We start from the raw sequence: 20,348 nt of genomic DNA, 5'->3' as shown, positions 1-20,348 counted from the left end.
GGATACCTGCTCTTCCTGTTGGCACTTCATCTGGCACCAGTCGCGCAACTTGCTCCGATGCGGGAGATCGGGACTGTTTTCGGCACGATTCTTGGGATTGTGGTTCTCAAGGAAGCACAGGGCCGTCAAAGGATTACGGCGGCGGGATTGATTACAGTGGGCGTGATTTTGCTTGGCTTGTTCGACTGAATTTGAGGAGGGACGATGCGATGAAGCAGAAAGCCTATGACAATGAAACATTCTTTGGAGGCTACTGGCAGCTACGAGAGACTGGCTCCGCTTTGAATGACGCTCTGGAGCAACCCGCCAGTCTCTCACTTTTGCCAAACAGCCCGATCGATATGCGATTCGTGGAGAATGAGGTGCTCGTGTGTGCAATCAGGCGCATGCAACCGAAGTAGAATATAGATAATGAAAGCAGGGCGATGATTTGGAACAGGAACCGAATCCCACGATGGGTCGAGCGAAGTTTGAACTAGCGAATGTCTTGGACTATTTAGGTCAAGAGGCGCAGGCAGTTCCACTGTACAAAGAGGCAATTTCTCTCGGACTTTCGGCAGAATATGACGCTTATGCCCGCTTGCAACTCGGCAGTTCATTGCGGAACGTCGGCCGCATCGAGGAGATGGGGGATGAAGCATCCTCTCAAACGATGAATTTATCAATCGATAAGGTTCTGTTACAGACTGACCATCGAGCGCATCCTGTACCAATACATATCCGACGTTTGGAGGAAGGGGAACAGGCGCCGATGGATTTGTTGCTATTGGCAGATCCATCAGAAAAGTTTGTTGCCGATTACGTCAAACGAGGAAACTGTTGGATAGCCGAGGTCAGTGACACGGCAATCGGCGTCTACGTGCTCATCGGAACCCGCCCCGAGACGGTTGAATTGGTCAACGTTGCCGTACGGGAGGACGTTCAGGGGCAAGGGATTGGCAGAAGATTGGTCCTACACGCCATCGAGACCGCTAGGAAGGATGGTTTTCGCACCATCGAGATCGGTACGGGCAATTCAAGCGTTGACCAGCTACGCCTGTATCAGAAATGTGGGTTTCGAATCGTTGGCGTGGACATCGACTTCTTTGTACGACACTATGACGAACCCATCTACGAGAACGGCATTCAGTGCCGGGATATGATCCGGTTGAATCAGAATTTGTGACATTTATCGGTGACCCGTATCCTTTTTATGAATGTGGTGAATTTCGTGAGCGATAACGTGACGAACTACTTCTCCGTATGCGAAAACATCCCCTTGATATTAAGTGCACGCTTATTGTTTTGTCTTGCAATTCTCTTGGTGACGCCGTGGCCAAGGATGAACCATTCTTTGGCCTCCATAAGCCAAGGGAAACGACAGATGTCCACGATACTATCCTCTCCGTCTGAATCATCGCGACTCTTGCGCAAATAGATGGCCACTTCGTAGATTTTCTTCGGCTCCATGGCTGTATCACCTCGGACTGGTATATCATGAAACGGAAGTTATCAATTTAGTGACACTTGGAGGCATCGGCCATGGCAGAGTGGACATTTCTCACCAATCATTCGCAGGTTCTGCTGTGTGTTGTTCGTAACGGCCGCTTGACCGCCAGGGAGATTGCGGAGATCGTCGGCATCACGGAGCGGGCGGTACAGCGTATTCTTGATGATCTTGAAGGTGCCGGATATATCAGCCGCTTCCGGGAGGGGCGGAAGAACCGTTACGAGATTCATCCGGAATTGCCTATGCGTCATCCCGCGCAAAGCGGGCGTGCCATCAAAGATCTCCTAGAATTGCTTGCGATGCCGGATTAGTAGATCACCGTGTCAATTTACATTTACCCGCGCGCTGTCCAAGCGTGTGCATGGATCGATATGTGTTGACATACGACTTATAATTCGTGATAATAAATACACTAATTATATAAGGCGTGAAATCTCTTGGGTAAATGGCTGTGCTCGGGGTGGCTCAGGCGTATGACTGGAATCTGACGACCTCCAAAAGAGTACGTACCCTCATGAGACGACTGTAGAGAAGGGGTTTTCGGATATGAACGAACGACAAAGGGGGGATCATCCCTATCAAGGACGCGAGGCTGCTTTGGCTACAAAACACCTGAAAGAGCGGGTGTTCGGAGAGCCTTTACGAAAGGCGATCGGACTTTCATTGCATGTGCCGAGTGGCTTGGACACGGATCTTCTCGGAACGTTCAGCGGCGAAGTGGAGCGTCACGGCACTCCTCGGGAAGTGGTCCTGCGTAAGGCGCGTTTGGGAATGAATGCCGCCGGAATGACATTGGGCCTAGCGAGTGAGGGGAGCTTCGGTCCTGACCCCCGGTTGCTATTTATTCCTGCGGATCATGAACTTCTGGCATTCATTGATGATGACATGGGCATTGAGATTGTGGAACAGATCCTCAGTCGCAAGACAAACTATGCGCAGGATGCGGCTAGAACGTTTGAAGATTTGAAGGAATTTCTCACACGGGCATGCTTTCCATCGCACGGACTGATCGTCAGACCGAACACCGGATTACAACCGGGACTCTTGTTCAAAGGAATTACGAAGGTGGAGACACTGAAGGAAGCCTTGGAGCGATGCGCACATGCCTCGCAGGACGGTCTTGCGCATGTGGAGACGGATATGCGTGCGCATATGAATCCGACACGACAGCAGGTGCTCCGTGAGGTTGTGGTGCAGCTCGGTCGCCGGCTTGCGGCACTCTGTCCGGAATGCCAAACGCCAGGATGGGGCTTGGTGGATGTCGTCAGGGGGCTACCGTGCGAATGGTGTGGCGCTAAAACGGAATTGATCTGCATGGAGATTCACGGCTGCCCGCATTGCGAATACCGCGAGAACGTTCCCCGGTCTGATGGGTTAAGCGTCGCTTCTGCCGGAGATTGCTCCTGGTGCAATCCATAGATACGTCCACGGGGTGACAGGGTCCTCGTAAATTGCCTGATCAAACCTTCTGTCCTGCTGGCAGACTCGCGCTGGTTGCCTGTTCTCTTGGGGGATGAAGACCGGCGGCTACGATAGGAATTCAAGAAGAAGGAGAGTTTTTGCTCATTACGGGTCGTGTGACGTGGTGGAACCGTTGCATCTGCTGCGAGAGCAACCACGATACCGGAGTCTATTTGTGCTCGAATATTTCTGATCAATTCGAATAGTCCAAACAAAATATGGGTAGAAGAATGGAGAATGAGATCATGACGCAACGAATCCCTATCGCGGTTGCCTACGGGGACGGTATCGGACCTGAAATTATGAAAGCCACGCTGGACATCATTCAGACAGCGGGGGCCAATATTGAGATCGAAACGGTTGAAATTGGTGAAAAGGTGTATCTGCGTGGCATTGAAACGGGAATGGATCCGAATGCGTGGGAATTGTTGCGGCGGACAAAGGTGTTTCTCAAGGCACCGATTACGACGCCCCAGGGCGGTGGATACAAGAGTCTGAACGTCACGACGCGCAAGGCCTTAGGACTGTATGCCAACGTCCGCCCAAGCGTGTCGTACTCCCCGTTTGTCCACACGAAGCACCCGGTCATGAACGTGGTGATCATCCGCGAGAACGAAGAAGATCTGTATGCTGGCATCGAGCATCGGCAGACAGATCAGGTGTACCAGTGCCTGAAGCTCATCACACGTCCGGGATCGGAAAAGGTCATCCGCTATGCGTTCGAATATGCACGTGCCAACGGTCGTAAGAAGGTTACGTGCTTCGTCAAGGACAACATCATGAAACTTACCGACGGGCTGTTCCACAAGGTATTCGATGAGACGGCCGCAGCGTATCCTGATATCGAAAATGAATTGTGGATTGTCGACATTGGTGCGGCCAAGCTGGCGGATACGCCGGAACACTTCGATGTCATCGTCATGCCGAACCTGTATGGCGATGTGCTGTCCGACGTGGCGGCGCAGATTGCCGGATCGGTGGGGCTGGCGGGGTCGTCCAATATTGGGGAGCAGTGCGCCATGTTCGAAGCCATTCATGGGTCCGCTCCACGACGAGCGGGACAAAACCTCGCGAATCCGTCGGGCCTGCTGCTTGCGGCGGTCATGATGCTGGTCCATATCGGACAGTCTGAGGTCGCCGCGCGGGTGCATAACGCTTGGTTGAAGACGATAGAAGACGGCATTCATACGTACGATATTTTCAAGGAAGGGGTCAGCCGGCAGAAGGCCGGCACCGCCGAGTTCGCCGCCGCAGTTATCCGTCGCCTGGGAGACGTGCCGAGCGTGCTCACGCCTGTCTCTTACGAGGTGTCGCATTCTTTGTCACTATGGCAAAAGAACGGTCATCACAAGAAGGCGGAAAAGCGTCTCGTGGGCGTTGATGTGTTCCTGGATTGGGAACAGGGTTCCCCTGACGACTTGGGTAGTGCGCTCAGCCAGGTATCCATGGAGTCGTTGCAATTGCAGGTCATTACGAATCGCGGCGTAAAGGTTTGGCCGAACGGATTGCCCGAGACATTTTGCACGGATCACTGGCGATGTCGGTTTCTGAGCAATGAAGGACAGGTCATAGCGCCCGGTCATGTGGTAGAACTGCTCAAGCGTGTGACGGAATCATGCTTTGACAACATCAAGACGGAGAACCTGTACCTCTTTGACGGCGTTCCGGGATTCTCGGCGGTGCACGGATAAATCTGCCGATATGTAGAAGCGATATCACGCGAGGCTCTCAGAATACGAAGGAGAGGTGATTGGATGAGACTTTCGCATATCATGCAGTCTCATGTAAATGGTGAACAAAACCCCCGAATCATTACGATCAAGCTGCCCAACTTGACGGCATACTTGATAACGAGTAAAATGTAAACGAAAAATTAAACATGATATCTTGGTAGACTTTTCAAAAAGCCAATTTGGTTAGTTGATAGTAAACCGACAATTTTCAAGGCGTAATGGTCACGATAAGACCATTACCTTTTGGATTTGTCGGTTTTTTATGCTTGTGGACAGAATAAAATCTGTCGATTTCAATCCTAGAATAGGGGGGACGGGATGTTCGTTACAACATTTTTCTTTTCCCTTTCGATATTGGCGTTGAGCGCTGTGGTCCTATTGCATCCGCGTGTTCCCCTGCATTTTGTCCGTATTCACGTTGGCGTGAGTGGGCTGCCTCCGTTGATTGCACTGTTGAATCTTGTGATGAAGAGCACGAGTCGAATTTATGGTCCGTGGCATCTTGATCCCTTGGCTTGGTTGACAGCGTTTTTCGTCCTTACGATCGGTTTCGTCGTACAACGTTATTCGGTTCACCAATTACTTGGTGATCGAAATTATCGACAATATTTTGCGCTCTTAACACTGACTACGGGTTCCGCATCGGTTGCCTGGCTAAGCAACGATCTTCGCCTTCTGCTTGCATGTTGGGGAGTTACACTTTTGGGGTTGACGTGGCTCATACGGTTGAATCGGGATTGGCAGGTAGCAAGGACTGCAGCTGTGCGCGCTGGTCGATTATTTGCACTCAGTTGGCTCATTTTGTTGATCGCGATAACCTGGCTTTCGATGGCGACTGGACACTGGCAGTTTTCACTTGTGCTTACCAAAGCCAGTCTGGCGCAACTGGGCTCGTGGGGCAGAACGGGAGTATCCTTGCTGTTGGTTACCGCAGTTGTCATTCCAGCAGCCCAATTTCCTTTCCAACGCTGGTTGTTAGATTTGGTCGTTGCTCCAACGCCAATTTCAGCAGTAATGCATGCGGGTGTCGTGAATGCAGGCGGAATGATCCTGACGCGTTTTGCTCCCGTTTTCAGCGGTGATTTAGCCCAAATTGTTTTGATTGTGCTCTCCGGTTTTTCAGTATTGCTTGGAACCGGAACGATCTTGGTCCAAGTGGATTACAAACGCCAATTAGTGGGATCAACGATCGCGCAGATGGGGTTCATGCTAATTCAATGCGCATTAGGTGCTTATTTGGCAGCCATTATTCACGCTGTCTTACATGGACTGTTCAAATCTGCCCTTTTCTTGCAAGCTGGTTCTGCTGTACATCACAACGAGCAAGTAGCTCCCAAGACAACTTCACAATTATGGCGAATGATCGGTGGCATTTTAGGACTTCTTGTAGGAATTGGGTTTTGGTTCATTGTCAATGGCAAAGGCTACGATATGATCAGTGCACTGCTCCTGGGATGGTCTGTGTCTTTTGCTTGGTCACATCTTGTGGCAATGGGTTACGGACGTATTAGGCGTTTTGCGGGATTTTTCGTATTTACAGGAATGCTAATTGTCTTCGGCATCGTTCTTACCACTTTCTATGTGCTTTTGCACGGAACCGTTCCGCAAGGAGGAATCCAACCGCATCTATCCGTCATCATTTTAGTTTTATTCATCTTATTGATCGGTAGTGTGACGGGGGCGTGGTTATCTCGCCATCCATCGTCTACTTTCTACGCTATTGTGTATCTGTGGCTCGTACGATTTGGAGAACCCCATCGCGACTCGGTTGAAAGTCATCCGGAGTATCTACAGCTGCGCAGTACTTTAGGAGGTGAAACACGATGGATGGAACATTGACATTCTCAGAACAACTTGGTTTAAAACAGGAAATGGAAATACCTGATGTTCTTGATCTTGTTTCGACCAGTGACATTCCTAATTTGGTGAGTTTAGCCAGCAGGGTTATTGCGCCGCTTGGACCGATTTCCGAGTTTGCGGCAAGGAGTCCCTGGATGGGGCTTGAAAACCAATTCTTTGACGAAGTCGCGCGCTGGCTCAAAGATATCCGTGACGTGGATATCTATCCTGGGGTTTCGTTATTGAGGGACGCGATGAATCGGGGTGAAATTGATCCGAAGTTGCTTGATAAAGGGCTGCAACGCTGGCTTGATTCACAATCCTTGCAATTGCCACGTGATGTTGCAGAACGTTTCTGTCGGGCTGCGCTGGAGTTGGATGATCTCCCTTCTGTGCTTTTAGAAGCACCTGAACTAAAAAATCTAATAGGAAAACTGAGTGTTATCGATTTACCAATTAAACAGCAACATTCGCTGCAAACACTAAGTTTTCGCATGGAACAACAGACCGGTGTGAAACTGGCTCGAGACTTAGACCGCCACGTGATCAAGTGGTGCAAGTTGTTTTTAGACGGATCGCACACAGCTTGGTCACTCCCAAGTCGCGAGGAAGGTTTCTATCGAGCTTGGCACCGACTTGTGCAATACGATCCGGCGCTGAATCATTCGCAGCATCAACTGCTAAAAAAATGTCCGAGAGAGGCAATCGATGCTTTAATGGAAGCGTTGGCAGCGCTTGAAATCTCTCCGTGTCAAATTCAGCACTATCTTGAGGCGCATTTGTTGTCCTTGCCAGGGTGGGCTGGGATGATGCTGTGGCGTTCGCAGCAAACGCCTGAAGAGGAGTCACTGCTAATCGAGTATTTGGCTGTTCGAATTACGCTGGAATGGGCTTTAATCAAACCTTATTTGCCCTTACCTGAACAACAGTCTGAAGACCAATCGCTTCATGTTCGACTGATTGCGGCATGGGCACATTGGGGCGACTTGCCGCTTGAAGCTTGGTCACATTTATCTGCTTCACAGCAACAAGCATACTTAACTCTTGCTGTTTATTTTGATGAATTTCTTCGTCGCAGGATTTGGCTCGAAGCCTGGGAAGAAACGTACGAAGAGCGACTGAAAGCAATGATTACATCGAAACAGTCCATATCCCATGCGGAAACGCCTGTGTTGGTACAAGTCGCATTTTGTATTGACACGCGTTCAGAGCCCTTTCGTCGAGCACTGGAAAAAGCGGGTCCATTTGAGACGTTTGGCGTTGCTGGCTTTTTCGGATTGCCAATTGAGACATGTAAACTTGGCAGTTCTCACAGCCACGCGTCCTTACCGGTAATGCTTAAACCACAACACAAAATCAAGGAGTCTGCTTCTGCATTTGCGTTCAGACAGTATGAACAACGCCGACAAACGGTAATCTCGGTAAAACATACGTTTCAAATCATGAAACAAAACGTACTGACGAGCTTATTGCTACCAGAGGTAAGTGGTCCATGGCTCAGCCTGCAAATGTTGGCTCGTAGTTTTTTCCCGCGTAAAGCTGGTCGTACCTTTAGAAAACTGAGACACGAATGGTTGCAAAAACCTTCTACGGAACTGTCGCTTGACTATATGGACTCGGAAGTTGGCTTGCCGATCGGTTTTTCTGAGGAAGAGAAAGTGTATTATGTACGACAAGCGCTCAACATGATGGGGTTGACGAAAAACTTCTCTCCATTAGTAATCATTTGCGGGCATGGGAGTCACAGTACGAACAACCCTTATGCCGCTGCATTAGACTGTGGTGCTTGTGGCGGGGCATCAGGCGGTTTTAATGCCAGAGTTTTAGCAACGTTGTGTAACAGTCCAAAAGTGAGGGAAATACTTGGTAACGATGGGATATCCATTCCGAAAGATACGGTGTTTGTAGCCGCCGAGCATATCACGACGCTCAATGAATTACGTTGGCTGTACGTTCCTGAACTTTCAGAAGCAGCACAAGAAGCATTTGATGGAATCCGGGGGGTGTTGCCCAAGGTAAGTGAACACGTGAACGCGGAGCAGTTATCGCGATTACCATCACTTGGATTTCGTTTTAAACATCCGAAGATCGAGGTGCAGCGTTTTGCGGAAGATTGGAGCGAGGTACGTCCCGAATGGGGTCTGGCACGCAACGCCGCATTTATCATCGGCACCCGGCAATTGACCAAAGCGTGCGACTTGGACGGGAGAGTCTTTTTGCACTCCTATGACTGGCAAAAGGATGATAACGGTTCTTTGCTTTCGAACATTATCGCAGGTCCAGCAACCGTGGCTCAGTGGATAAATCTACAGTATTATGGGTCGACCGTTGCGCCGTATTATTACGGTAGCGGGAACAAAGTCACACAAACAGTGACAGCCGGTGTTGGTGTCATGCAGGGGAACGCAAGTGATTTGTTAGTTGGATTTCCCTGGCAATCCGTCATGAAATCCGACGAAGAGTTCTATCACGCGCCTCTGCGATTGCTGGTGATCATCGAAGCGCCGGAACATTACGTGGAGCGATTACTGGCCCACGATGCCGCATTCTGCCAAAAGGTTCAAAATGGATGGATTCGGCTTGCGATGATTGATCCGAAAGGGCGCTGGGAGAGTTAATTCTAAATAGGAACGTCACTGTTAAATCAAAGATTATAACAAAGGAAGATACTCATGAATAAATCAAAAGGTATGGTCGAGTCTGAAATCAGCAGAGCATTAACACAATGGGAGAAAGATTATCTTGGACGTGGATCTCTGACTGTAAAATCAGATATTTTACGGGATATGATTATTGTTACCTTGCGCGGCATCTTAACTCCTGCGGAATATTCCCTTTGCAGTGATAAAGAAGGATTGTTATCGATAAAAAGGAATCGAACTAGCTTGGTGGAATCGGGTATTGCTGACTTAAATAAAATGATTTCCAATATTATCGGTTTTGAGGTATTGAGTTTTCATACGGATCTTAGCACTCGTTCTGGAGAACGCGTCATGGTTTTCCGGCTGTCAGGTGATTTGTCGAATGCTTTTTCATAATAAAATCAAAACAATCGATTTGCTATTCAAACACTGTAAGCCTGAATTTTCTAGTGCTTCTTTTAATGAATGGTTAGAAGGCAGTACGTCCGTGATGGAGGGTTTGATCACGTGAGCGTCGATATGGGCACAGCACTGGCTCAATGCCACGCGCGGTTCATGGCGTCAAGATCCGGAGCTATCGTGTGGGGGGCAACTCAATGACTCAGGTTCGCATCTGCTCGATGTCGTGCTGTGGTCGACAGGTCTGAAGCCTTTGGAGGTGTATGCCTCGATTGACAATCGCGGTACCGGCGTGGATATCGACTCGGCGGTGACGGTGCGATTTGAAGGCGGGGCCATCTGTACCTGGAGTGTGGTGGGCAGCGCCTCGATTCGCTGGCATGAGGATGTGTCGTTTCACGGGGAGCGTGGAACTGCGCTCTATCGAAACGGGAAGCTGTGGGTCGCTAAAGGGCAGGATGCAGACTTGGTAGAAGTACCAGCAAAAGAATTGCCGCCGACTCGCACGCCTGTTGAAGATTTTGTCGATCTTCTTCTTGGCCGCAGACACGAGGCTGCCGCAACGGCTGAATCTGGCTATCAGGTGGCGCGCTTGACGGAAGCAGCGTGGCAAAGCAGCGTGACCGGGCTACCGGTTCGTTTCTAACTTGGACTTTTAAAGGGTAGCAATAAGAGTGCGAGAGAAAAACGACCTCGCGCTCTTGTCGCTGATGGCCCATGGTACTTCGGTTTCTTGGGACGGACTTGCCCGTTTACACTCCTGTATGAGCAACAAACGTTACATATTTACATACCAGTCAAACCAACGACCGTGTCCGTCTGTTTCCGCGATGATTTCATTGAATTCTACTCCGTTTATGAAAGAATCTAAATGCAGTTTCCCAACGTCTGAGATGTTGTTGTAAAGATGAAATACATCTCTTTTAGTACCGATGGCTTTGATGTTATCTATTAGTTTTCTCTTTAATTCATCTGGAATTTGATTGGCAACGTGGGTATGAAAAATACATAAAGCTGAATCCTCAGGTACTTGTTCGACAACATGAGGCAGTAATGAAACTCCATCGCCCTCAATTAAGTTAACAGAGTTAATAGTGAAAAGTTGAGCCGCTTTTTCTAACACTTCCAGTCGTTCTTTGTGTTCCGGCCAAATCAATGATTTTAGCCATAGATAATCTTCTTTTTTGGATAAGTCGACCACATGTAAATCAATTCCGAACTTCGATTTAACTGGAGGGGTTTTTTGCAATAATGGTAGTGCATTTCCACTTCGTAATTCTGAAGTCAAATGAACACTGGAACTGAGGTCTCCATAGACGCTATCCGTACCATATGAGTAACTGTATTTGTCCCACAAAAGCTGCAATCCCGCGCTTGTTCCTATTTCAACAAGTGATAATGGGCGTCGCACTTTGTTGTAGATGTAGCAAAAGCTTGGATAAAAATAGGTGCATCGTCTAATTTCATTGGTTTGAACCATTTTACTCTGAAGAAGACGGATCATTTCATTTCGGTAGTTCTGACAGAAATTTTTGAATGGTGGAAAGGATCCTTCAAAGGGACGTGGATTGCCTGTGACACTTAAATAAAACGCTTTCAATTCATGATCAACTCCGGACAAGAGGAGATAATGAACGGAAGCAAATAACAAGTTGGGAACAGGCTGACCCTGGGAACAGTGCGAACTCAATTCGAGCAAATGAGTGTCCCTTGAAATCTCAATGGATAAAAATTCGTATAGCCTGCTGGATCCTTTGCACTCCTTTTCAGCAAACCTCCTAAATCCCGCGGATAAATGAGTCGAATTCATACCATTCCCCCTAGTTTCATGAACCGATGAAACATCTGCAAATCGAATCACAGATATCCCTCCCAAAACTATTAAAAATTAAAGACTGCAGATGGGTTAACCTTGGAGCTTTTGATAGGTCTGACTCAGTATCCCGTAGGCATCCAAATCGTGATATTGATCCCACTTGAGAACGTGTTGAACAAGGGTTCCTTCATAAGTCATCCCGATTTTCTTCATAACTTTTGAAGACGCGGGGTTTGAAGTGAACGCGAACGCATAAATACGATTCAAATCAAGTTCTTCAAATCCGAATTTAAGAAGCCTGCGTGCCGCTTCTGTCATGTAGCCCTGCCCCCAATATGGTTTACCCGTCCAATATCCCATTTCCGCTCGTTTGTACCTAGGGGTGATACCAAGGGCAATCGCCCCGACCAATTCATTGTCGTGTTTACGAATGATTGCAAAATCATGATGAGTGCCTTCTTTGGTGGTTTCATGCGAGCGTTTTATAAAAGCCTCGGCGGCACCTTTTGGATATGGATGCGGAATATTTTGCGTAGTCTTTGCTATTTCGTAGTCGCCAGCCAATAATCCTACTATGTGTGCATCTTCAAGTTCAAATGGTCTCAAGATTAGATTGTCAGAGTAGAGTCTCATCAATAAGCGCCACCTTTCTTAGTCAGTACCCACAATTCAAACGTTGTTGTTGCGTATTATTATGCTGATGTGTCGTAATAATCGATATTAATCAAAAAACGGGGGTTGTTCGATAGATAAAGGTTCGACGCATGCCAATACATCATTTTTGGCATTGTTGACCATGCTTGCGACTGGGAAGGCGCGCATTTGATCTGCAGGGTAGGGGATTAGTAAGGGTTCAAGTACTGCGCGATCTTGAATGGTAGGGTTAAGCCAGGTTGCTTCGGATTCGGGAGGTAAAATGACCGGCATACGATCATGGATGTCTTGCATCAACGCATTTGGACTTGTTGTAAGAATCGACACCGTGTGAAGGGTATTTCCTTCCTTATCACGCCATACATCAAAGATTCCAGCGAATGCAAAAACGGGCCGATCCGTCACGACAATACGCATAGGTTGCTTTGTTTTTCCGGTTCTTTTCCACTCGTAAAAGCCATCTGCCGGAATGAGGCAGCGTTGCTTTCGGACAGGAACGCGAAACATGGGTTTATCAAATACGGTTTCAGACTTTGCGTTAAAAGATGAATACGTGGCGTGGTTCTCTTTTGCCCAAAACGGAATGAGCCCCCATTTCCAAAAGGTGAGTGTCCGGTGATCGTCTGACTGAACGATGGCCATGATGAACTGGCCTGGGGCAATGTTATAGCGAGGGTTTTGGAATAATTCCATATGCTGAAGATCAAATGTGTCTTTTAGCAATTCCGTTGAAGATACAAAAGAGTAACGTCCACACATGATCCTTCACCTCTCGTCCATGATGCGAAAATTTATTGGATTTAAAATGGGCATGCACCTGAACATCTATCCTTTCTCAGGTGATAAGGTAATAATAAAGGATAAGGAGATCAATGATCTACGCAGATTGCGAGCGCTAGATGAACAAAAAGGATGGGTATACCCGTGATTCACTCCTACTTTAAGCAAAACAGCGCGCCGCGATTTCGCGAATGGCAAACCTATCGTACTTGGCTGCTCGGGGTCGGGCTCGTCTTGATGGTTGGGCCGATTTTCAATCTACTGTCAGTTTTCTATCATACGGGTCAGAATCGCGCCGAGAGCGTTTTTTGGTATGCACTGGTTCCGGCGATTTACGGATTCACCTATCCGCATTCCAGAGCTTTAGCGCCTATCTCAGCTATTCACCCTTATTCCGACCCGTCCATCAGCGTCTCATGGGCGTTGATCGCGCTGGCTCTCGGCGTCATTCTATGGGCCAAAGATAGAGTAGTCGATTTGCAGTACATCGCACGAAAAGTCCCTATCAAACGGACGGAAACGATCTTTTCTAAAATCGGTTTAGGGTTCGCCATCGTCCTCGGAATTCAACTCTTGCGCGGAGGCATCACCGTCTTCTTGAACGCATGGGCAGGGGCCCCTCTGTCATGGGATGTCGTAATCGGCTGGTGGATTACAAACAGTCTAGGCATGCTCGTCGCCTTGATCACCGCGTTTCTTTTTACATCGGTTGTAACCTTCTGGATTCCTGGCGCAGTCTTGGCGATTGCAAGTCTCTTTTTACCTTTTGCCATCGCGTCAATTCTCGATAAAATAGTGGGGTACAATGCATCAAGCCCATTCTTCGGTGTTTCGATAAGTGATCCGAAAATCCCTCCTGCCTTAGCAGATCCTTTCGCGTGGCTGAAGGCGCTGTCCCCCTTAAAGTTCACGGGAACGAGTTCGAGCATAGGTGGTAATCCGGTGCAAATTGGATTTGACTCGGCTGCACACTATTTATTTATGGCGGGATGGGTTTGGGCATTTTGGGGAATTTGGATCGTTACAGCGCTCGTGTTGACAATTCGATTGTTCAACCAATCCCCGACGGAGTAAGGTCTCTCTTCTTCGTTTATCCACGGATGCGTAACTTGAGTAATATTACCCTAGTTATATGTATATAGCGAGATTGCAATCATTAATATTCAATCATAAATCTATCGTCGTGACGCAATCTTCGCTATCATGGTGTTGAGTATGAATCCATCGTGGAGGCTGAAAATGTTGTGCGTGTGCTATGCGAACGGGCGTATGCCGCAGCAAGGGCATATTTGGTGGATATTGACCGGAATGGCGAATCGATGGGTACGATGGATGGGTTGCAAGAACATACGCTCAGGCACTGAAAAAGAAGGGGCGTAAATTATGAATCGATTTTTATATGGGCTCCTTGTTCTTATCACTACTGCCTTAATGGGGTCTTCTTTTGCAGTTGGTAAGATTGGCTTGGAATATGTATCACCGCTCCTATTAGTAGGTATTCGATTCACGTTGGCGGGCATGCTCATGTCTCTGTTTGTGGCAAGACGCCAGCACCCGAAAACAGTGATCGGGTGGTTACAGATGGCCGTGATTGGACTGTTTCAAACTGCAGGGGTTATGGGCTGCATTTTTATCAGCCTCCGCACCATCACAGCGAGTGAATCGTCAATTCTCACATTTATGAACCCGCTGCTAGTCGTCATTTTTGGAACGCTTTTTGTAGGAAATCGCTACCGCTTTGTTCAGTGGGTTGGGGTGGTCTTTGGCTTTCTCGGGGTTTTCGTGACACTTGGATTTCATTTGCATCTTCGCTTTGGCACGTGGTTAGGTTTCTTAGGCGCCGTATCTTGGGCGATCGCCACATTGCTCATCAAGCGTTGGGGTCCCCGTATCGACACATGGGTTCTGACGGCATATCAAATGTTCGTTGGCGGATTGCTACTCCTGCTTGGCAGTGTGACTATTGAGCGACCTCACATTGAGATAAATATCTCATCGATCTCTATCTTGGTATGGCTCGCCGTGATGGCGTCAATTGTTCAATTTGCCATTTGGTTTTATCTTTTACAAAACGGAGATCCCGGAAAAACGAGTGCGTTTCTGTTTCTCGCCCCGTTTTTTGGTGTATTGTCTGGTTGGTTGATTCTTGGCGAACCTATTCGATGGCCGGTTCTCTTGGGGGGGCTATTCATATTTGTAGGAATATTCCTCGTAAATTGGCCGAAGCCAAAAAAGAATGAGGTGCTGCAGATATAATGAAGTTATAGGTCACAGTGGTGTCAATCCTGAACGATAATCGAATGAATCTTGGCTTATAACACTTGAACATTCATCTTAGAGCAAAGCGATACACAACGCCAGTCAGTGACTTATGGTACTGCAAGGAAAGCGGCACATTTGGTTATTTAGTTCTGATGAAGAGATGGATCAGACCAGAACTCGTGCTCAGTGCATTTAAAGAATTTGACAACTAGTATACATTATATTAGATGTTAATTTTGGAAGTTCGAAAAAAGGATTGATGACATGTCCTCCAGGCCAGCCATGCACAACACGATGCTCGTACTCCTCACTGCGACTTCAGGGTGTGTCGATGCCATCAGCTTTCTGCTTCTTGGTCAAGTTTTTACCGCCGCGATGACAGGCAACACCGTATTATTTGGCCTAGCTTTGAGCCACTTGGATAAGCTCAATCCGCTCAACTACGCATCCGCCTTGCTAGGCTTCATGTTGGGCGCCGCAGTGGCTGCCGTCATCTTTCGACAGACACGAAAAGGATCCGGTTGGACTCCCAATGCATCCGTCGTGACGACCGTCGAGCTGGCCGCACTTGTTCTGTTCTCTATTCTCAGCCAACTGCCATACGTTTTGGATACCCATTTTAAACAACTGTTGGTGATGGTTCTCGCATTCGCCATGGGCTTGCAAGGCGTCACGGCCCGACGAGTCGGCGTGAATGGGGTGACGACGACCGTGATCACCAGTACGATAACTGGGCTCGTGGAAATCTCTGTATGGAAGATCGGTCAGCGATTTGGATTCACGCCGAACGCAAAAGACAGTCAACAACCGGAAAATCAGATATCGCCGCTTGCATTGTCGATGTGGGCGATGGTGATTCTAGCCTATGGTGTGGGAGCTGCACTGTGCGGAGGGCTTATCGCGATGTGGCATCTGCAGGCAGTTTGGCTGCCGATCGCAATCGTTGCCGTCGTCGTCGTATCGTCTACGTTGCTGATGCGGATATCTTCACCTCGAAGGTCAGAACAAGGGAATTGGAATGAAGCATAAGATCTTTACTGATGCGTCGCTGTAGTCTGCCGAGCCATCCACCATCATGCGGCCGTGAATAAGGGGATGCCCTATTCAGCCGATCGATTTCTCGGGTAAGGTAGAAAGGGTTGCAGTGCATTCGCATAACAAGCCATTTTAGAAAAGGTGATCTCTTTTGAGATCACCTTTTCGTGTATAGACCCCAAATGAATCAGTGTAAAAGGGATGCACGGTGCTCTTCAGCGAGTTAATCTAGTAAAGAAATCATCTATTTACACAAATCATACAAGCGCTTATAATCCAACTGTATTGATGATTTATTTAAACGTATTATTTCATTCAGTCGTTTATTTTCGCGTATTCGGCATAATTACGCATCGCTGAATGAGCGTGGATGTATGGAGGAACAAGTGTGCAATGGAAGTTGCTAAACCCTTGGGGGCGTAACATTGTCGAACGTATTGGATGTTGAGTCACTAAGCGTTGAATTTTGCGTTAACGGAAATGATTTTTACGCTGTGCGCGACGTCTCATTTCATATAAAAGCGGGTGAGACGTTCGGCCTTGTCGGAGAGTCAGGATGCGGTAAGAGTGTTACTTCGCTGGCGTTGGTACGCTTATTGTCTAAACTCGCAAAAGTACATGGAAATGTTCACTACAGCGGTCGGAATTTGTTGAAACTGTCGGATCGCGAAATGCGACAAGTTCGCGGAAATGAAGTGAGCATGATTTTCCAAGAACCGATGACATCGCTGAATCCGGTGTATAAAATTGGCGCACAAATCTCAGAGTCGCTGCGACTGCACAAAAAGCTGTCGGCGCGCGACGCGTTTCAACAGGCTCTTGAGATGTTGCGAAAAGTGGGGATTGCTCGCCCAAACGAGATAATGGATGAATACCCGCATCAACTCTCGGGCGGCATGCGCCAACGGGTCATGATCGCGATTGCAATGGTCTGTAATCCAAACCTTCTGATTGCGGATGAACCTACGACGGCCCTTGATGTGACCATTCAGGCGCAAATTTTGGAGCTCATGAGAACATTATCGTCCGACTATGGTACGTCCGTCCTTTTGATTACGCACGATTTAGGCGTGGTCGCTGAGATGTGCGATCGGGTCGCGGTCATGTACGCTGGCGAAATTGTCGAACAAGGCAGCGTCGATGACATTTTTTTTGCGCCGAATCATCCGTATACGAAGGGACTGCTGAATGCCATCCCGAAAATCGATGCCGTGACCAAAGAGCGATTGCAGCCGATCGAGGGAAATGTTCCCTCCCTGTCGCGCATGCCAAAGGGATGTCGATTCGCTCCTCGGTGCGCGAACGCAATGGAACAATGCAAAACGGAGTCGCCCGAACTCTTTGACGTTGGAGAAGAACATACGTCTCGTTGCTGGTTGAGCAAACCGAAGGAGGCGAACGCATGAGTGATGTTTTGTTAGAAATCAACAATTTGAAGAAGCACTTCCCACTGCGAAAAGGCTTTTTACACACGGTAAACGGCAGCGTGCGCGCGGTGGATGGGATCTCCCTACAAATTCAAACGGGTGAGACCATCGGAGTTGTGGGCGAATCAGGCTGCGGCAAATCGACGATGGGACGCAGCATTCTTCGCTTGATTGAGCCGACACACGGCGTAGTAAAATTCGAGGGAAAAAATATTCTCGCGCTGAACAAAGCGCAGATGCGCACGATGCGCCGAGAAATGCAAATTGTTTTTCAAGATCCATACGCCTCGCTGAATCCTCGCTATACCATCTTTCAAACGCTCTCCGAGCCCCTGGAGGTGCATCAACTCTACGATCCTGCCACGCGAAGACAGCGCGTCTACTCCATCCTCCAGCGCGTAGGGCTCGACCCTTCCTATGCAAGTCGGTACCCGCATGAGTTCTCGGGTGGTCAAAGGCAGCGCATCGGAATCGCGCGCGCACTCATCCTGAATCCAAAGCTGATCATTCTTGACGAACCGGTTGCCGCACTCGATGTATCCGTGCAATCACAAGTCATCAATCTCTTGGAAGATCTACAAAAAGAGTTCAACCTCACCTACATGTTTATTGCGCACGATCTGTCTGTCGTCAAGCACATCAGCAATCGGGTGCTTGTCATGTACCTTGGCCGAATGGCAGAACTGGCATCCTCTGATAAACTCTTTTCCCAGCCTGTTCATCCCTATACACGCGCGCTGTTATCAGCAGTGCCCATACCAAACCCCCGCGCGCGCCGCGTGCGAACCATTCTGCAAGGCGATTTGCCGAGTCCTGCCCATCCACCGTCTGGCTGTGTCTTTCACACGCGGTGCCCATTGGCGCAGGACGTGTGCAGACACGATGTGCCTGAATGGCGAGAGGTCGCCGAAGATCATTTTGCGGCGTGCCATTTTGCAGAACCTTCTTCTGAAGTCTTTCAACAAGCATGATCCACAACATGCACTTTGAAAGGGGGGACGCCGTGACGTGAGCTCCGTTCGTCGAACATAAGGTTTTCGTATATCCATACGCACGAAAAAATCTCAAAAGGGGGAAACGAATCATGAAAATCAACAAGTCTTTTGCCGTCACGCTTGCCATGGTTGCAAGCACAAGCCTTTTACTCGCGCCAGCGTCGTTTGCAGCATCGAAGGCGGCGAGCGCCAAATCGGGTGGAACGATCGAATACGCGCTTCCGTCACAGACCAACTTGAACTGGTTTCTTCCCGTCACCAATGCAGCAAATGACAGTGTGTACAACACGCAATTTGTAGATCAGATGTACAAGCCTCTACTCTGGATTAATAACAACTATTCGATCAACTGGAAATCCTCGATCGCAAGCAGAATCACCTACAACCCAGCGGGTACGATCTATCACATCTTTATGAATCCGAAATGGAAATGGTCCAATGGCAAGCCTGTCACGTCCCAAGACGTGCTGTTTACGTGGAATGTGATCAAGGCGGCGTCCGCTTCGAATGCGCCTACACCGTGGCCGTTTGTCGGCGCCGGAACGGGCAACATTCCAAACGGCATCAAGAGTGTCGTCGCGAATAATAAGTATGAATTGACCATTACCCTTGACAAACCAGCCAACCAGCAGTGGTTTATGTATAACGGCATCATCCAATTGACGCCTATGCCTTCTGCGGTTTGGAACAAATACAAAAACATCACTCAGGAAATCAAGTACCTTGGCGCCAATGCGACAAATCCCATGTTTGACACGGTCGTTGATGGCCCTTTCAAAGTGCAAAGTGGCACACCGAGTCAGTCGTGGGTTCTTATTCCAAACAAAAATTACCCGGGCCACAAGAGCACAGTCAATAAAGTCGTATTCAACTTTGAAGCGTCAAACACGGCAGAGTTGGCCGCGCTCAAGACGGGAAGTATCAACGTCGGCTATTTGGACCAATCCGAATTGGGATCGAAAGGCTCACTCACTTCGATGGGGGATAGCGTGACGCCTGAGTACCCCTTTGGCATCTTCTGGACGGAAATGAACATGTGGCCTGGATCTCCATCGAAGAGCATCTTTGACCAACTGTACGTTCGTCAGGCGTTGCAAATGGGAATCGACAACGCGGGCATTAGCAAAGACATCTACAAAGGCTATGCGGTGCCGATTGATGGACCGATTGCAACCGTGCCCAAAACGACCTTCATCTCGCCTACCCTCGCGGCGAAAAATCCGTATCCATTCAACCTCGCGGCGGGAAAACGACTGCTTGAAGCGCACGGTTGGAAGCTACAAAATGGCGTCATGACAAAAGGCAACCAAAAATTAAAGTTCACGATGATGTACGTAAGCGGTACGACTTCATCGACCGACGCGGCAGAGATCATGCAGCAGGACTGGGCGAGTGAAGGCGTTGTCGTCACGCTAAAGCCGATGCCGTTTAGTTCGTTTATCAGCACGACGAGCGATAAAACCAACCACTCGTGGCAATTGGCGGTGGGTTCCGGCTGGGATTACAACGGACCAGGATTCTATCCGACAGGCGGTCAGCTGTTTGCATCAACCGCGCCGTCTGGCACCGGGTTTAGCAACGTTCAGGAAGACAAGTTGATTCAAGCGACGCACATCCCGTATGCCACCAGTCAGCAGACCATGAGCCACTTCTTTGCCTATGAAAATTACACCGCCAACATTCTTCCGTTCCTGTGGGGGCAAAATGTTGCGACATTAGTGGTTACTGCGCCGAGTGTTCACAATGTGCTTCCGTACTTGGATGCTGCTACGGCGTTCCCGCAAATGCAGTATTGGACCGCTTCGGGGAACTAAGT

The 20,348-nt window shown here is 48.7% G+C and carries 19 protein-coding genes and 2 pseudogenes; 17 read left to right on the top strand and 4 right to left on the bottom strand.

The genetic code is table 11. From position 1 onward, the window contains the following. The 4 genes and pseudogenes from AYW79_RS15890 to AYW79_RS16140 all read left to right on the top strand — a co-directional run. Positions 1–189 (top strand): annotated as a pseudogene (locus tag AYW79_RS15890) (DMT family transporter); the annotation flags it as partial. Between the two features lie 20 nt (positions 190–209). After that, positions 210–401: a hypothetical protein gene (locus AYW79_RS11855; RefSeq protein ID WP_067566200.1), complete on the top strand. Its 192-nt coding sequence runs from the start codon at positions 210–212 to the stop codon at positions 399–401. A gap of 53 nt (positions 402–454) precedes the next feature. Further along, positions 455–613, top strand: a pseudogene (locus AYW79_RS16145) (tetratricopeptide repeat protein); the annotation flags it as partial. A gap of 99 nt (positions 614–712) precedes the next feature. Beyond that, positions 713–1,165 carry a GNAT family N-acetyltransferase gene (locus AYW79_RS16140; protein ID WP_067566206.1) on the top strand — a complete coding sequence of 151 codons (453 nt, stop codon included), beginning with the start codon at positions 713–715 and terminating at the stop codon, positions 1,163–1,165. Between the two features lie 65 nt (positions 1,166–1,230). On the opposite strand, the gene AYW79_RS11845 is transcribed toward AYW79_RS16140, so the two are convergent. Further along, a complete protein-coding gene (locus AYW79_RS11845; protein ID WP_067566197.1) occupies positions 1,231–1,449 on the bottom strand; it encodes a hypothetical protein in 219 nt (72 codons plus the stop codon). A 72-nt stretch (positions 1,450–1,521) separates the two neighbouring features. Here AYW79_RS11845 and AYW79_RS11840 point away from each other — a divergent pair, with 72 nt between their 5' ends. From AYW79_RS11840 to AYW79_RS11810, 7 genes are all read left to right on the top strand, one after another. Then, positions 1,522–1,800 (top strand): helix-turn-helix transcriptional regulator, encoded by a 279-nt coding sequence (locus AYW79_RS11840; RefSeq protein WP_067566193.1) that lies wholly within the window; start codon positions 1,522–1,524, stop codon positions 1,798–1,800. 235 nt (positions 1,801–2,035) lie between these two features. Further along, positions 2,036–2,908 carry a DUF6671 family protein gene (locus tag AYW79_RS11835; RefSeq protein ID WP_067566192.1) on the top strand — a complete coding sequence of 291 codons (873 nt, stop codon included), beginning with the start codon at positions 2,036–2,038 and terminating at the stop codon, positions 2,906–2,908. Between the two features lie 287 nt (positions 2,909–3,195). Beyond that, positions 3,196–4,641 carry an NADP-dependent isocitrate dehydrogenase gene (locus tag AYW79_RS11830; protein ID WP_067566189.1) on the top strand — a complete coding sequence of 482 codons (1,446 nt, stop codon included), beginning with the start codon at positions 3,196–3,198 and terminating at the stop codon, positions 4,639–4,641. 360 nt (positions 4,642–5,001) lie between these two features. Then, positions 5,002–6,522, top strand: coding sequence for an NADH dehydrogenase subunit 5 (locus tag AYW79_RS11825; RefSeq protein ID WP_067566185.1), 1,521 nt, complete (start codon positions 5,002–5,004; stop codon positions 6,520–6,522). Positions 6,523–6,554: 32 nt separating this feature from the next. Further along, positions 6,555–9,140 carry a DUF2309 domain-containing protein gene (locus AYW79_RS11820; RefSeq protein WP_156481859.1) on the top strand — a complete coding sequence of 862 codons (2,586 nt, stop codon included), beginning with the start codon at positions 6,555–6,557 and terminating at the stop codon, positions 9,138–9,140. Positions 9,141–9,194: 54 nt separating this feature from the next. Then, on the top strand, positions 9,195–9,560 hold the full coding sequence (locus AYW79_RS11815; protein WP_067566179.1) for a Na-translocating system protein MpsC family protein: 366 nt from the start codon (positions 9,195–9,197) through the stop codon (positions 9,558–9,560). 121 nt (positions 9,561–9,681) lie between these two features. After that, positions 9,682–10,209 (top strand): Gfo/Idh/MocA family protein, encoded by a 528-nt coding sequence (locus AYW79_RS11810; protein ID WP_231877851.1) that lies wholly within the window; start codon positions 9,682–9,684, stop codon positions 10,207–10,209. Between the two features lie 132 nt (positions 10,210–10,341). Here the strand turns inward: AYW79_RS11810 and AYW79_RS11805 are convergent, their stop codons facing one another. The 3 genes from AYW79_RS11805 to AYW79_RS11795 all read right to left on the bottom strand — a co-directional run bounded on the left by AYW79_RS11805 (position 10,342) and on the right by AYW79_RS11795 (position 12,792). After that, positions 10,342–11,373 (bottom strand): DUF2332 domain-containing protein, encoded by a 1,032-nt coding sequence (locus tag AYW79_RS11805; RefSeq protein WP_067566173.1) that lies wholly within the window; start codon positions 11,371–11,373, stop codon positions 10,342–10,344. A gap of 96 nt (positions 11,374–11,469) precedes the next feature. Then, on the bottom strand, positions 11,470–12,012 hold the full coding sequence (locus tag AYW79_RS11800; protein WP_067566170.1) for a GNAT family N-acetyltransferase: 543 nt from the start codon (positions 12,010–12,012) through the stop codon (positions 11,470–11,472). 87 nt (positions 12,013–12,099) lie between these two features. After that, positions 12,100–12,792, bottom strand: a complete 693-nt coding sequence (locus AYW79_RS11795; RefSeq protein WP_067566121.1) for an SOS response-associated peptidase — start codon at positions 12,790–12,792, stop codon at positions 12,100–12,102. A gap of 165 nt (positions 12,793–12,957) precedes the next feature. On the opposite strand from AYW79_RS11795, the gene AYW79_RS11790 reads away from it, so the two are divergent. The 6 genes from AYW79_RS11790 (at position 12,958) to AYW79_RS11765 (ending at position 20,346) form a co-directional block, all read left to right on the top strand. Beyond that, positions 12,958–13,887, top strand: a complete 930-nt coding sequence (locus AYW79_RS11790) for a hypothetical protein (RefSeq protein ID WP_067566118.1) — start codon at positions 12,958–12,960, stop codon at positions 13,885–13,887. Between the two features lie 309 nt (positions 13,888–14,196). Next, the gene (locus AYW79_RS11785) at positions 14,197–15,069 is read left to right on the top strand and encodes a DMT family transporter (RefSeq protein WP_067566115.1); all 873 of its coding nucleotides are present in this window, start codon (positions 14,197–14,199) and stop codon (positions 15,067–15,069) included. A gap of 270 nt (positions 15,070–15,339) precedes the next feature. Beyond that, on the top strand, positions 15,340–16,104 hold the full coding sequence (locus AYW79_RS11780) for a YoaK family protein (protein WP_231877850.1): 765 nt from the start codon (positions 15,340–15,342) through the stop codon (positions 16,102–16,104). A 431-nt stretch (positions 16,105–16,535) separates the two neighbouring features. Then, on the top strand, positions 16,536–17,516 hold the full coding sequence (locus tag AYW79_RS11775; protein WP_067566109.1) for an ABC transporter ATP-binding protein: 981 nt from the start codon (positions 16,536–16,538) through the stop codon (positions 17,514–17,516). Then, positions 17,513–18,508 (top strand): ABC transporter ATP-binding protein, encoded by a 996-nt coding sequence (locus AYW79_RS11770; protein WP_067566106.1) that lies wholly within the window; start codon positions 17,513–17,515, stop codon positions 18,506–18,508. Before AYW79_RS11775 ends, AYW79_RS11770 begins: the two co-directional genes overlap by 4 nt. Positions 18,509–18,621: 113 nt before the next feature. Beyond that, positions 18,622–20,346: a peptide ABC transporter substrate-binding protein gene (locus AYW79_RS11765; RefSeq protein ID WP_082806734.1), complete on the top strand. Its 1,725-nt coding sequence runs from the start codon at positions 18,622–18,624 to the stop codon at positions 20,344–20,346. Positions 20,347–20,348 lie beyond the last annotated feature (2 nt).

This window comes from Ferroacidibacillus organovorans, assembly GCF_001642725.1.
Taxonomy (GTDB): Bacteria; Bacillota; Bacilli; order Alicyclobacillales; family SLC66; genus Ferroacidibacillus; species Ferroacidibacillus organovorans.
This window is presented reverse-complemented; position numbering and strand designations above follow the sequence as displayed.